General features: G+C 73.0%; 4 protein-coding genes (1 of these 4 running past the window's edge). 1 reads left to right on the top strand and 3 read right to left on the bottom strand.

The genetic code is table 11. The features are described from left to right. From ABZS61_RS34000 to ABZS61_RS33990, 3 genes are all read right to left on the bottom strand, one after another. Nucleotides 1–1,805 (bottom strand): type I polyketide synthase (locus ABZS61_RS34000; protein WP_356430140.1); only part of this gene is annotated, 1,805 nt, incomplete at its 3' end. A gap of 249 nt (nt 1,806–2,054) precedes the next feature. After that, complete coding sequence (locus ABZS61_RS33995) at nt 2,055–3,983, bottom strand: hypothetical protein (RefSeq protein WP_356430137.1); 1,929 nt, start codon at nt 3,981–3,983, stop codon at nt 2,055–2,057. Further along, nucleotides 3,968–4,768, bottom strand: coding sequence for an ABC transporter ATP-binding protein (locus ABZS61_RS33990; RefSeq protein ID WP_356430134.1), 801 nt, complete (start codon nt 4,766–4,768; stop codon nt 3,968–3,970). The genes ABZS61_RS33995 and ABZS61_RS33990 overlap by 16 nt, the downstream gene beginning before the upstream one ends. A 443-nt stretch (nt 4,769–5,211) precedes the next feature. Between ABZS61_RS33990 and ABZS61_RS33985 the strand changes: the two genes are divergently transcribed. Further along, nucleotides 5,212–15,533, top strand: part of the annotated coding region (locus ABZS61_RS33985; protein WP_356430131.1) for a type I polyketide synthase (this coding region is incomplete at its 3' end). The annotated region continues 16,851 nt past the right edge of the window; 10,322 of its 27,173 annotated nt are in view.

The following is a 15,533-nucleotide window of genomic DNA, read 5'->3' as shown; positions in this document are numbered from 1 at the left end:
TCCTCTTCCAACAGGACGTCACGCAGCGACCAGTCGACATATGGGGCCAGTGCCGTCTCGCACTCGGTCAACCGCTCACGGAACTCGGGCGAGGCACCCCACAACTCCCGTGCCATGCCCACCCACTGCGAACCCTGACCCGGGAACACGAACACCACACCACCGGAACCCGCAGGGGTGGCTGCCGCCCCAGCGGCCGACGGAGCCGTCGGCAGGGCAGCCAGCAGCTCCTCCCGGCTCTCACCCACCACCACCGCACGGTGCTCCAGCGCCGCACGCGTCGTCGCCAGCGACCACCCCACATCCACCGGATCCAGGTCCGGAGCATCCGCGACGTACGTCCTGAGCCGCTCGATCTGCGCCCGGAGCGCGGTCTCGGACCGCGCGGACACCACCCACGCCGAGACGCTCGGCTCGCGAGTCCGCCCGGAGTCCTCGGTCGGCTCGGACTCCGGAGCCTGCTCCAGAATCACGTGCGCGTTCGTGCCACTGATCCCGAACGACGAGACACCCGCTCTCCGCGGACGGTCCGTCACGGGCCACGGACGCGGCTCGGTGAGCAGTTCCACCGCGCCGGCGGACCAGTCCACGTGCTGCGACGGCTCGTTCGCGTGCAGCGTGGCAGGCAGTACCCCGTTCTGCATGGCCATGACCATCTTGATCACACTTGCGACGCCCGCCGCAGACTGGGTGTGGCCGATGTTCGACTTGACCGACCCCAGCCACAGCGGGTGGCCGCCGTCGCCCCGTTCCTGGCCGTAGGTCGCCAGCAGCGCCTGCGCCTCGATCGGGTCGCCGAGCCGCGTACCCGTCCCGTGGGCCTCCACCGCATCGACGTCGGCGCCGGTGAGCCGGGCGTTGGCCAACGCCTGCCGGATCACCCGCTGCTGGGACGGGCCGTTCGGTGCCGTCAGGCCATTGGACGCGCCGTCCTGGTTGATCGCACTGCCCCGTACCACCGCGAGGATCTTGTGGCCGTTGCGCTGTGCGTCCGACAGCCGCTCCAGCAGCAGCAGGCCGACGCCCTCGCCCCAGCCCGTACCGTCCGCGGCCTGCCCGAACGACTTGCAGCGCCCATCGGCCGCCAGCCCGTCCTGCCGGTCGAACTCGACGAACATGCCGGGGCCGACCATGACGGTGACGCCGCCGGCCAGCGCCATGTCGCAGTCGCCTGCCCGCAGGGCGAGGCCGGCCAGGTGGAGGGCGACCAGGGAGGAGGAGCAGGCCGTGTCGATGGTGACGGCGGGGCCTTCGAGGCCGAAGGCGTAGGAGACGCGGCCGGACGCGACGCTGGTCGCGTTGCCCGTACCGCGGAACGCCTCTCCGTCACCGGGCATCGGCCCGTCGCCGTAGCCGGAGGTGGCCGCCCCGGCGAAGACCCCGACGTCGCGTCCCTTGAGAGAACGCGGGTTCACTCCGGCCGTCTCGAACGTCTCCCAAGCGGTCTCCAGCAGGAGACGCTGCTGAGGGTCCATGGCGACGGCCTCGCGCGGCGAGATACCGAACAGGCCGGGGTCGAAGCCGGTGGCGTCGTGGACGAAACCGCCCATCGCCGTCACGTCCGGCGGCAGGAGGGAGGACCAACCGCGGTCGGAGGGGAACGGGGTGATGCCGTCCCCGCCGGTCGTGACCAGACGCCACAGGTCGGAGGGAGAGCGCACGTCCCCGGGAAATCGGCAGCCCATCGCGATAATGGCGATCGGCTCGTTTTCCCGGTCCTGTGCCGTCTGCAGGCGGCTGCGTGTGTGGCGGAGATCAGCCATCACGCGCTTCAGGTACTCGACGTACTTCTCTTCGTTCTCCACCCGAATCCACCTTACTTCTGGGGCAGTGGGTAGAAATGTCAAGTCAGAACCCAACAGCCCTGTGCGACTCAGCAGCCCAGAGCTGCGGAGAACGGAGACCGGGATTAGATTAGGAGGTCAATGCGCTGATTCGACAACCCCTAACCGACCCCTGGCCGCCTTCTGGAGATGAATTCCCGGAAAACGGTGGAACGTGGGACGGCGAAATGACGGAATGACGGAGCGCCGATTCGCGTAATGGCGGACGAGTCAGGCGGATTCGTATTCCTCGCGACGGCTGTCAGAAGGGCCTGAGGCTTCTTCGCCGGGTTCCGGCGCCGCCGGCTCGCCGACGCGGCCGGAGGAAAGCCGGACAGCCTTCGTGAACAGCACGAGGCCGATCACGATCATCACCGACGCGACCACCCAGGACCAGGGGTGGGGTGTGTAGAGAGCCAGGAACCAGACCTTCACCTGGACGTCGAAGATCAGGAAGGCCAGAGGCACCAGCCCCTGCGGGAAGAGCGCCAGGCCACCGAACACCCAGGACAGGAGTGCGACCACTTCCTGGCGCCTGGTCAGCTGCGGCTTGGCCCGCGTCCCTGCGCCCGATGTCCCTGCGCCCGACGTCCCGCCGCCCGACGTCCCGGCGCGGCCGGTCCGCAGGAGGACGAGCAGTTCGGGGCCGTTCGCGGTGAGCCGGTCGGCGGCGACCCGGCCCAGCCATCGGGCGAGCAGGACACCGGTGGCCACACCGACCGGGACGCCGAGCCAGCTGACGACGGCGTTGTCGAGGACGGTGCCGAGGGTGACGAGGCCGGCCGCCGGCAGGGCGGGGAGGAGGGCGGCGAAGAACAACATGTTGGACGGCCCGGTCGTGTCGGCCCGGTCGAGCGGGCTGTCCGGGCGCTTATGGGCGTCGGGGCCGGGCACGAGGGCCGTGACCGAGGCGTACGCCATCATGCCGATACCGCCACCGAGCAGGGCCGGGACGAGCGCGGCGACCCAGGGCCAGGCCCAGGAGTACCCGCTCACGGCGGTGAACACGACGGTGACGACGACGGTGAGCGGGCCGAACAGCAGCAGGCACGCCCATTGCCGGCCGCGGACGTCGGCGCGCTGGCTTCCCGTGGTGAGGGTGAGCCACAGGCCGGTACCGTCCTGGCTGTACAGGTTGTAGGCGGTCGCGACGAGCATCACCGGCAGGGCCGGGCCCGCCCAGGGCAGCAGCGCCCCGGTGTGGAAGGTGAGCGGCAGCAACGCCGTTCCCAGGGCCCAGGCAACAGGGGTGACCGCCATGGTGACGCGCTGAGGGTCCCGCAGCCACGTCCTCAGTTCCTTCCGGAGCACCGCCCCGGTCGCGCCGGAAAGAGCGCCGCGCCCCGGCGCCGTCCTGCGGGCGCTCCCGCGGACGACCGAACGGCCGTGACGGGCGCGGCCGAGAGCACGGCTCCAGGCGGCCAGCAGCAGCGCGCACAGGACGAGGAGTCCGGCCAGGGCGCCGAGCGACTGCCACCAGTCGCCGCGGCCGGCGGCGTCGACGGCGACCACACCCCACCCGGACGGGACGGCACGGATCGCGGCCGACACGAAAGTGGAGAAGCCGGTCTCGGTCACCCGGGAGGAGACGACGGCCACGATGAGCATCCAGCCGGACTGGGTGAGCACCAGCATGGCCGCGAACAGCAGACCGGTGACGGCAGCGCCGAACCGGGAACCGGCGACCGCACCGAACAGGGCGTGGGTGACCCTCGAGAGCAGGACCACGAACGCCAGCTGCGCGGCGGCGGCCGGGACCGACACCAGGGCAGGCCCCACACCGCTGCGGACGCCGTGGACGACGAGGCCGAGGAACGCCAGAGCGGTCACCACGGTGGTGATGCCGACGAGCCCGGCCGCGAGCAGCCCCAGAGCGAGCCGGCGGCGGGGAAGCGGCAGCAGCGCGAAGTGATCGCTACGGAGAACCGCAGAGCCGCCCCACAGCGGACCGACCATCCAGCCGAGCGTCCAGATCAGGTACGTCGTGGCGAGCAGGTCGGCGACCAGACCCGGTGTGTCGAGCCGCACGAAAGCCAGAGCGACGGTGGCCACGGCGAACGCCAGGCCCAGGACGGCACCGACGACCATCCAGACGGCCTTGCCACCGGTCATGGAGTTGCGGATGATCCGCAGCTTCATCCGTATCAGGACGCCAGCCACGACAGGCCCTCTCCCGTTTTCGCGTCGGCCCCGACCAGGCGGACGAAGGCTTCCTCGAGTGTGCTGTCGCCGCGCACCTCGTCCATCGGCCCGGCGGCCACCACGTCGCCGCCGGCCATGACGGCGACCGTGTCGCAGAGCTGCTCGACCAGTGGCATGACGTGGCTGGACAGGACGGCCGACCCGCCGGACGCGACGAAGCGCTGCAGAATCGTCTTGAGCGCGACGGCCGAGACCGGGTCGACCGCCTCGAACGGCTCGTCCAGCACCAGCAGTCGCGGCCGGTGCAGAAGCGCGGTGGCGAGCCCGATCTTCTTGCGCATCCCGGTCGAGTAGTCGACGACGAGGGTGCGTTCGGCCTCGGTGAGTTGCATGACCTCCAGCAGCTCGTCGACCCGCCCGGTGAGTTCGGTCGGCTCGATGCCGCGCAACTGGCCGGTGTACGTCAGGACTTCACGGCCGGTGAGCCGCTCGGGCATCGACAGGCCGTCGGGCAGCACGCCCAGCACGGACTTGGCACGGACCGGGTCGGACCAGACGTCGACGCCGAAGACCTCGCATCGGCCGCCGTCCGGGCGCAGCAGGCCGACGGCCATGGACAGGGCCGTGGTCTTGCCGGCGCCGTTGGGCCCGACGAGGCCGAAGAAGGAACCCTGAGGGATGGTCAGATCGATCCGTCGAACGGCGACGTTGTCACCGAACTCCTTGTGCAGGCCGATCAGCCGCAGCGCAGGCGGCTCACCGCCTGGGGCGGATCCCGGATCGTCGGCGTTCTGCTCCGTCACTTCCCGTTCCTTCCTGATAGCACCGGGACCTGGCCCCGTCGGGCTCGGTCTGGCAGGGCGCAGCGGCGAGGAGAGGTGAACCGGCGGAAGGGGTTCCGGATGTTCCCGGCAAGCACGCCGACCGTGACGCCGCGGGCGCCGCTGGAGGACCCTACCCGGCACGACGCCCCTACCGAGTACCCCTAGAACTCCGTTTGCGAGCAGTGATCTTCCCGGTCGTGCGCCCGGCGGTCACCACCCGCGGCAGGCAGCCGCACCGCCCCCGCCAGGAATGGTGCGCCCGGCCCGGCGGCGTGGCATTCCCGAAGTTCCCGCCAGGCACATAGGGGCTGGTCAGGCTCCCAATAGGGGTTGGTGCTCCGACAGGGCGTGGTTAGGGTCGGGTGCCGACCCGGTTCACGGCAGCGGTATCCATGGCGCATTCAGAGGTAGTTGGAGTTTCCATGCCTGAAATCTCTGCCGAAACGCAGGAAGCGGTGGCCGTGGTCGGGCTGGCCTGCCGGCTTCCCGGCGCCCCCACCCCGGACGCTTTCTGGCAACTCCTGCGGAACGGCGTGGACGCGGTCGGTGAAATTCCGGAACACCGCTGGGACTTCACCGACGACGACCCGAATGCGGACCGCGCTGTGCGCCGCGGCGGATTCCTGGACCGCGTCGACGAATTCGACCCCCGGTTCTTCGGAATCTCGCCGCGCGAGGCCGCGGCGATGGACCCGCAGCAGCGGCTGATGCTCGAACTGAGCTGGGAGGCCCTGGAGGACGCCCGCATCGTCCCCCAGCGGCTGACCGGCGGCCGGACCGGCGTGTTCGTCGGCGTCATGGGCAACGACTACGCCACCCTGAGCCACCGTGCCGGCCTCGCCGCCGTAGGCCGCCACTCGCTGACCGGTGTGCAGCGCGGCATCATCGCGAACCGGGTCTCCTACGCCGTGGGCCTGCGCGGCCCGAGCATGACCGTCGACGCCGGACAGGCTTCTTCGCTGGTGGCCGTCCACGTGGCCTGCGAGAGTCTGCGCCGCGGCGAGTCCACGCTCGCGCTCGCCGGCGGCGTGCACCTCAACATCGCCGCCGAGAGCGCCGTGGCCGCGGCGGCCTTCGGCGCACTGTCGCCCGACGGCCGCTGCCACACCTTCGACGCCCGCGCCAACGGGTACGTGCGCGGCGAGGGCGGAGTCGTCGTCGCTCTGAAGACCCTCTCGCAGGCCGCCGCCGACGGTGACGAGATCTACTGCGTGATCCGCGGCGGCGCCGTCAACAACGACGGCGGCGGCACCGGCCTGACCGTGCCCGACGCCGACGCCCAGGCCGAGGTCCTGCGCGACGCGTACCGGGCGGCGGGCGTCGGGCCCGAGCAGGTCCAGTACGTGGAACTGCACGGCACCGGAACGCCGGCCGGCGATCCCGTCGAGGCACGCGCCCTCGGGACCGTGCTGGGCGGGGGACGACCGGCGGGCAGCCGCCTGCGGGTGGGATCGGCCAAGACCAACGTCGGTCACCTGGAGGGCGCCGCCGGAGCCGTCGGCCTGCTGAAGGTCGCACTGTCCCTGCGCAACAACGAGCTCGCGCCCAGCCTCAACTTCGTCACCGCGAACCCCGCGATCCCCCTCGACGACCTCGGTCTGACCGTCCAGACCGAGCTGTCGCCCTGGCCCGCCGACGAACAGTCCCGCATCGCCGGCGTGAGCTCCTTCGGCATGGGCGGCACCAACTGCCACATGGTGCTCACCGGATGGGAGCGCCCCCGGCCGGGCACCCCCGGACGGCCCGCCGGCCCCGGCGCCCCCGTGGCCTGGCCACTGTCCGCGCACACCGCCGAGGCCCTGCGTGACCAGGCGCGGAAGTTGTCGGAGCACCTCACGGATCGCCCCGGCCTGCACCCCGCCGACGTCGGCATCTCGCTGGCCACGACCCGGTCGGCGTTCGGCCACCGGGCGGTCGTGGTCGGCAGGGACCGGCGGGAACTGCTCGGCCGGCTCGACAGCCTCGTCCACGACCGCCAGGACCCGGGCGTCGTGACCGGCACCGCCGAACCCGGCGGGCTGGCCCTGCTGTTCACCGGCCAGGGCGCGCAGCGCCCCGGCATGGGGATGGGGCTCCACGAGGCGTTCCCGGTGTTCGCGGAAGCCTTCGACGCGGTGTGCGAGCGCCTCGACCCGCGGCTGGGGCGACCGCTGCGCGAGGTCCTCACCGACGGCGTCGACCTGGACGGGACGATGTGGGCCCAGGCGGGCCTGTTCGCCCTCGAGGTCGCGCTGTTCCGGCTGGTGGAATCGTGGGGCGTCACCCCGGACGTGCTGCTGGGCCACTCGCTCGGCGAGATCGTCGCGGCGCACGTCTCCGGGATCCTGTCGCTCGACGACGCATGCGTGCTGGTGGCCGAGCGGGGCCGCCTGATGCAGGAACTGCCGCCCGGCGGCGGCATGCTGGCCGTGCAGGCCGCAGAGGCCGACGTCACGGACTCCGGCCTCGACGTCGCGGCGGTGAACGGCCCGCGCTCGGTCGTGCTGTCCGGCGACGCCGAGATGATCGGCCGCTACGCCGCCGAGTGCGCGGCACGGGGCCGGAAGTCCACCGTCCTGCCGGTGTCGCACGCCTTCCACTCGGCCCTGATGGAGCCGATGCTGGCGGAGTTCGGCGCAGTGCTCGCCGGCCTGACGTTCCGGCAGGCGCGCATCCCGGTCGTGTCGAACCTCACCGGAGCGATCGCCGAACCCGGGCTGATGCAGGAGCCCGAGTACTGGCTGCGGCAGGTCCGAGACACCGTCCGCTTCGCCGAGGGTGTCGCCGCCACCGCCGCACTGGGTGTCACCCGCTACCTCGAACTCGGCCCCGACGGCGTACTCGCCGCCATGGCGGGCACCTGCCGCACCGACGGCCCCGTGCTGACAGCGGCACTGCGCAAGGGCCGTGACGAGGCCGAGACGCTGATCGGTGCGATCGGACGCATGCACGCGGCGGGCGTGGACCTGGACTGGACGGCGCTGCTCGCCGCTCACCGGCCCCACCAGGTCGCCCTGCCCACCTACGCGTTCCAGCGGCGACGGTACTGGCTCGACAATCTCCCCGCCCGTCCGCTGCCCGCCCCGCAGGAGCCGACCGACGGAGCCGCGTCGGCCCCCGGCCCACTGGCGCAGGAGCCGACGTCGGTTCCGGAGCGCCCCGGAGCCGGCGCCGGAACCCGCGCCGTGCTGCGGCTGATCCAGGAACACGTCGCCGCCGTGCTCGGCCACGACGGCCCCGACGACGTCGACGCCCGGCAGACCTTCCACGACCTCGGCTTCGACTCGCTCGGTTCCGTCGAGCTGCGGGACCGGCTCACCACGGCGCTCACTCTGCCGCTGCCGGACTCGCTGCTGTTCGACCACCCGACGCCGGCCCGGCTCGCCTCCCACCTCCAGGACCGGCTGGAGCACGGCGCGGACCCCGCCCTGCCTCCGGTCACTCCGGCCGCGGCCGCCGATCCCGCCGAGCCGATCGCGATCGTCGCGATGAGCTGCCGCTACGCCGCCGGGATCGCCACCCCGGAACAGTTGTGGCAGTTCCTTCTCGACGGTGGCGACGCCGTCACCGGCTTCCCCACCGACCGGGGCTGGAACGCCGAGGACATCTACCGCGACGCCGCCCGCAACCCGAACGGCACGCTGCGGCCCGCCGGCGCGTTCCTCGACGGAGCCGGCGACTTCGACGCCACCTTCTTCGGCATCTCGCCACGCGAAGCACTGGCCATGGACCCCCAGCAGCGGCTGCTCCTGGAAACCGCGTGGGAGGCGGTCGAGCGCCTGGGCGTCGACGCGGACTCGCTCCGTGGCAGCCGGACCGGCGTGTTCGTCGGCGCCACCGCCCAGGACTACGGCCCCCGTATGCACGAGGCGCCCCCGGAGCTGGAAGGCCACCTGCTGACCGGCAGCACGCCGAGCGTCGCCTCCGGCCGCATCGCGTACGTGCTCGGCCTGGAGGGCCCGGCCGTCACCGTCGACACCGCGTGCTCGTCCTCACTCGTGGCACTGCACCTGGCCGCACAGGCCCTGCGGGCCGGCGAGTGCGACATGGCGCTGGCCGGAGGCGTGACGCTGATGGCGACCCCGGGCATGTTCACCGAGTTCAGCCGCCAGCAGGGACTGGCACCGGACGGCCGCTGCAAGCCGTTCGCCGCCGCAGCCGACGGCACCGGCTGGGGCGAGGGCGCCGGCCTGCTGATCCTCGAACGCCTCTCCGACGCCCGGCGCCTCGGCCACGAGGTCCTCGCGGTCGTCCGCGGCAGTGCCGTCAACCAGGACGGAGCCTCCAACAGCCTCAGCGCGCCGAACGGCCCCTCCCAGGAACGCGTCGTCCGGCAGGCCCTGGCCAACGCCCGGCTGACCAGCGCCGACGTGGACGCAGTCGAGGCCCACGGCACCGGCACCGCACTCGGAGACCCGATCGAGGCACAGGCACTGCTCGCCGCCTACGGCCGGCAGCGCCCGGCCGGACACCCGCTGCTGCTCGGCTCCGTGAAGTCGAACATCGGGCACACGCAAGCCGCCGCAGGCGTCGCCGGCGTCATCAAGATGGTGCTGGCCATGCGGCACGGCGTGCTGCCCCGCACCCTGCACATCGACGAAGCCACCCCCAGGGTCGACTGGTCCGCCGGCGAACTGCGGCTGCTGACCGAGACGACGCCCTGGCCGCAGCTCGACCGGCCGCGGCGAGCCGCCGTCTCCTCCTTCGGCATCAGCGGCACCAACGCCCACCTGATCCTCGAAGGCCACGCGGAGCCCTCCGCCCCCGAACCCGGCAACCTGCCGGCCGCCGTGCCCGTGCTGATCTCCGCGCGCGGCGACGCCGCGCTGCGCGCCCAGGCGCGCCAACTGGCCGGATTCCTGCGCGACAGAAGCGACCTCGACCTCGCCGCCCTCGGCCACACCCTGGCCACCGGCCGCGCCGCGTTCGACCGGCGGGCCGCCGTCGTCGCTGCCGACCGGGACGGGATCCTCGCCGGACTCGACGCGCTGGCGGCCCGGCTTCCCGCACCCGGCGTCGTCGAGGGAACGGCCGGCCGGCCGGACGGGGCCGTGTTCGTCTTCCCCGGGCAGGGATCCCAATGGGCCGGAATGGCCGCCTCCCTGCTGGACACCAGCGATGCCTTCCGCGACGAGATCCACGCCTGCGCGGCAGCCTTCGAACCCTACGCGGACTGGTCCCTCGTCGATGTTCTCCGTGGCGCCGACGGCGCACCGCCCCTGGACCGGGACGACGTGGTCCAGCCCGCCCTCTTCGCGGTCATGGTGTCGCTGGCCGCCCTGTGGCGCTCGGCCGGCGTCGAACCGGCCGCGGTCGTCGGCCACTCCCAGGGCGAGATCGCCGCGGCCTACGTCGCCGGCGGCCTGTCGCTCCCCGACGCCGCCCGGATCGTCGCGCTGCGCAGCCGGTACGTACGAACCCTCGCCGGCACCGGCGGCATGGTGTCCGTGCCGCTGCCCGCCGCCGACGTGCGGTCCCGGCTGGCCGGCCGAAGCGGCCTGATCGGAATCGCCGCCCTCAACGGCCCCTCCGCCACGGTCGTCTCCGGCGACGCGGAAGCACTCGACGAACTCCTCGCCGACTTCGAGGCCGAGGGGATCAGGGCGCGCCGCCTCCCGGTCGACTACGCGTCCCACTCGCCCCACGTGGACGCCTTCCACGACGAACTCGTCGACGCGCTCGGCACCCTCACCCCGCGCACGGGCGACGTCCCGTTCTACTCCACGGTCACCGGTGAACCACTGGACACCGCGCACCTGGACGCCGACTACTGGTTCCGCAACCTGCGCGAGACCGTGCGCTTCGAACCGGCGGTGCGTGCCCTGCGCGCCGCCGGGCACGACATGTTCCTCGAATCCAGCGCCCACCCGGTGCTGACCGCGGCCGTCGCCGACACGCTCGAGGCCATGGGCCGGCCCGGCGCCGCACTCGGAACCCTCCGCCGCGACCACGGCGACCACGCCCGGTTCGTGGCCGCCCTGGCGGATGCCTGGACCCACGGCGTACGGCCCGACTGGACGACCGTGTTCACCGCCCCGGCCCGCACGGTGCCGCTGCCCACCTACCCCTTCCAGCGCGAACGCTTCTGGCTCGCTCCCGCCCGACCGCGCGCCGGGGCCGACGCCCTCGGCCTGGACAGCGCCGACCATCCGCTGCTCGGTGCCATGGTCGACATCGCCGAGGACGGCACGCTCCTCCTCACCGGCCGCCTGTCGTCGGCGGCCCAGCCGTGGCTGGCCGACCACACGCTCCTCGGCCGGACCGTGCTGCCCGGCTCCGCCCTCATCGACCTCGCGCTGTACGCCGGCCGCCGGTGCGGACACCCCCGTGTCGACGAGCTCACCCTGCAGACCCCGCTGATGGTGCCCGAGGACGAACCGCTGCAGCTGCAGATCGTGGTGCTGCCGCCCGACGACTCCGGCCGACGGCCCGTCACCATGCACTCCCGCCCGGCCACCGGCGCCGAAAGGGTCCCGTGGACCTGGCACGCCACCGGCATACTCCACGCCGCCGGCCCCGCCCGGTCGCCCCGGCCGGCCCCGGCCGCCTGGCCGCCCCCCGGCGCGACGGCCGTCCCGCTCGACGGCGCCTACTCCAGGCTCGCCGACCTCGGTTACGCCTACGGCCCCGCCTTCCAAGGGCTACGCGCCTGCTGGCGGCACGGCGAGGAAATCTACGCCGAGGCCACCCTCCCCGAGCCCGACCCGCAGCACACCGCCGGATTCGAGCTCCACCCCGCCCTGCTCGATGCCGCGCTGCACGCCCTGCTGCCCCTCGACGGCGGCCCGGCCGACACCCGGCTGGCCTTCAGCTTCAGCGGCGCCCAGCTGCACGCCACAGGCGCGACCGCCGTGCGGGCCCGCATCGGCGCCCCGGACCGCGACGGCGCGGTCAGCGTCGAACTGACCGACCCCTCGGGCGGCGCGGTCGCCTCGATCGAAGCGCTCACGCTGCGCCCGGTCGACCCCAAGCAGCTCGCGGCCGCGACGACCGGCCCCGACCCGCTCTGGCGCCTGGAGTGGGTGACGCTCCACGACGACACCCCCGCCACGCCCGGCGACTGGGCGCTCATCGGCGACCCGGGCGCCGGCTCCGACGCCCCCGCCAGGCACTACCCGGACCTCGCCACCCTGCAGGCCGCCCTCACCGCCGGCGGGACAGCACCGGAAGCGGTCGCCGCGCACCTCATCGGAGGAGACCTCGGCGGAGGAACCGGCGCCCCGGTCGCCGACGCCCACCGCGCCGCCCTCGACACGCTGGCACTGCTCCAGACCTGGCTCTCCGACCAGCGCCTGACCGGCACCCGGCTCGTCCTGCTCACCCGCGGCGCCGTCTCCACCGGCGCCGACGAGGACGTCCACGACCTGGCGGTCGCCACCGCTCGCGGCCTGATCCGCACCGCCCAGGCCGAACACCCCGGGCGGTTCGTGCTCGTCGACCTCGACGACAGCGCACCCGTCGACCGGGCGCCGGCCGAGGCGATCCACCGCAACGAGCCCCAGCTCGCCCTCCGCGGCGGCCGCGTTCTGGCCGAGCGACTCGCCCGCGTCACCACCACGGCCCAGGCAAGCCCCGTCGACGCCGACGGCACGGTCCTGATCACCGGCGGCACCGGCGCCCTCGGCCGGCTCATCGCCCGGCACCTGGTCACCACGCACGGCGCCCGCCGCCTCGTGCTCGCCAGCCGCAGCGGCGCGGACGCCGACGGAGCCGCCGAACTCACCGCCGAACTCACCGGACTCGGCGCCGACGTCACCGTCACCGCCTGCGACGCCGCCGACCCGCAGGCCCTTCGTAGCCTCCTCGCCGGCATCCCCGCCGAACACCCGCTGCGCGTGGTCGTCCACGCCGCCGGTGTCGTCGACGACGCCGCGATCCACACCCTCACCCCCGACCAGCTCACCACGGTGCTGCGGCCCAAGGCCGACGCGGCCTGGCGTCTGCACGAACTCACCGCGGACCTCGATCTCGCGGCGTTCGTCCTCGTCTCCTCGCTGGCCAGCACCATCGGAACCGCCGGCCAGGGCAGCTACGGCGCGGCCAACGCCTTCCTCGACGCCCTCGCCCAGCACCGCCACGCCCGCGGCCTGCCCGCCGTGTCGCTGCTGTCGGGGCTGTGGGACACCGGCATGGGCGGCCGGCTCGGCGACGCCGACCGGGCCCGGCTGATGCGCACCGGACTCGCCCCCATGCGCCCCGAACAGGCGCTCGCCCTGTTCGACGCGGCGCTGCCCGGCGGCGAACCGCTGCTGGCACCCGCCCGGCTGAACCTGCCGGAACTGCGGGCCGCCGCCCGGACCGACCCGGACGCCGTCGCCGGACCGTTGCGCGGTCTGGTCGGCGAGCCACGGCGGCGCGCCGCCGCCCCCGAGGCCCTGACCGGCCTCGGTCTGGACCTGGCGGCGCTACCGGAAGCGGAGCGGCACCGCACCGTCCTCGACCTCGTCCGCGGTCACGCCGCCGCTGTGCTGGGCCGGGCCGCCACCGGTGACGTGGATGCCGCCCAGGCCTTCAAGAGCCTCGGCTTCGACTCGCTCATCGCGGTGGAGTTCCGCAACCGGATCAACGCCGCCACCGGTCTCCGGCTGCCGAGCACGATCGCCTTCGACCACCCCACGCCGAACGCCCTTGCCGAGCAGCTCGTCGCGCGTCTGCTGCAGCGGCCGGCGAAGCCCGCCGAGGCGGCCACGCCCACGACGACCCACGTCGGCGAACCCGTTGCCGTCGTCGCCATGGCCTGCCGGTACCCCGGCGGCGTCGCCTCTCCCGAAGACCTGTGGCGGCTCGTCACCAGCCGGGACGACGTCATCTCGGCCCTGCCCGACAACCGCGGCTGGGACCTGGACGCCCTCTACGACCCCGACCCCGACGAGCCCGGCCGCTCCTACACCGGCGAAGGCGGATTCCTCCTCGACGCCGACCAGTTCGACCCGGCGTTCTTCGGAATCTCGCCGCGCGAGGCCCTGGCCATGGACCCGCAGCAGCGGGTACTGCTGGAAACGGCTTGGGAGGCGTTCGAACGCGCCGGTCTCGACCCGACGGCGCTGCGCGGCAGCCGGACCGGAGTCTTCGCCGGCGCCGCCACCCAGGAGTACGGCCCGCCGCTCGACCAGCCGTTGGAAGGATCCGAGGGCTACCGGCTGAGCGGCGGCCTGGGCAGCGTCGCGTCCGGCCGGGTCGCCTACGCCCTCGGCCTGGAAGGCCCCGCGATCACGGTCGACACCGCGTGCTCGTCATCACTGGTGGCGACGCACCTGGCGGTTCAGGCCCTGAACAACGGCGACTGCGACCTCGCTCTCGCCGGCGGCGTGACGGTGATGGCGGGCCCGGGACTGTTCGTGGAGTTCAGCCGCCAGCGCGCCCTGTCCCAGGACGGCCGGTGCCGGGCATTCGGCGCCGAAGCCGACGGCTTCGGCCTCGGCGAGGGCGTCGGCCTGGTGTTGCTGGAGCGGTTGTCGGACGCCGTCCGCAACGGGCATCAGGTGCTGGCGGTGGTACGTGGCAGTGCGGTGAACCAGGACGGTGCGTCGAATGGTCTGACGGCGCCGAACGGTCCGTCGCAGCAGCGGGTCATCCGTCAGGCACTGGCGAACGCCCGGCTGACCGGCGCGGACGTCGACGTGGTGGAGGCGCACGGCACCGGAACCCGTCTCGGGGATCCGATCGAGGCGCAGGCGCTGCTGGCGACGTACGGCCAGGAGCGGGGCGAGAGCGGCGATCCGTTGTGGCTGGGGTCGGTGAAGTCGAACATCGGCCACGCCCAGGCCGCCGCAGGTGTGGCCGGGCTGATCAAGATGGTCATGGCGATGAGCCACGGCGTCCTGCCGGCGACCCTTCATGCCGACGAGCCGTCGCCGGAGGTGGACTGGTCGGCGGGTGCGGTGGAGTTGCTGACGGAGGCCCGGGCGTGGCCTGAGATTGACCGTCCGCGCCGGTCCGGTGTGTCGTCGTTCGGGATCAGTGGCACGAACGCGCACGTGATTCTGGAGCAGGCGCCGGCCGGAACTCCGGCCCAGGCTTCCGTTCCGGCTGCTCCCGTTGCGGGTGTGTCGGCGTGGGTGGTGTCGGCGAAGTCCGAGGCGGCGCTGCGGGCGCAGGTGGAGCGGCTCGGAGCGTATGTAGCGAATGCTCCGGACCTGGATCCGGTGGATGTGGGGTGGTCGCTGGCGACGACGCGTGCGGCGCTGGAGCACCGTGCGGTGGTCGTGGGGGAGGGGCGGGACGAGCTGTTGGCCGCCTTGTCCACGGCTTCTTCGGCCACCGTGGTTTCTGGTGGTGTGGTGTTCGTGTTCCCGGGTCAGGGTTCGCAGTGGGTGGGCATGGCCCGGGAGTTGTGGGACACGTCGCCGGTGTTCCGTGAGCGGCTGTCCGAGTGCGAGACGGCACTGGCCCCGTTCGTCGACTGGTCGCTGACCGACGTTGTTCTGCATGACGGTGATGTGGACCGGGTGGACGTGATCCAGCCGGTGTTGTGGGCGGTGATGGTCGCTCTGGCGGAGGTGTGGCGTTCGGCGGGTGTGGTGCCGTCCGCGGTGGTGGGTCATTCGCAGGGTGAGATTGCTGCGGCGTGTGTGGCGGGTTGGTTGTCGTTGGATGACGCGGCGCGGGTGGTGGCGTTGCGATCGAAGGCGCTGGTGGCCGTGGCCGGCGGCGGGGGCATGGTGTCCGTGGCTGCCGGGCGGGAGACGGTCCAGGAGCTGACGTCGGACCGGGTGTCGGTGGCGGCGGTGAACGGTCCGTCCTCAACGGTGGTCTCCGGTGATGA

This window comes from Streptomyces sp. NPDC005566 (assembly GCF_040605575.1).
Taxonomy (GTDB): domain Bacteria; phylum Actinomycetota; class Actinomycetes; order Streptomycetales; family Streptomycetaceae; genus Streptomyces.
This window is presented reverse-complemented; position numbering and strand designations above follow the sequence as displayed.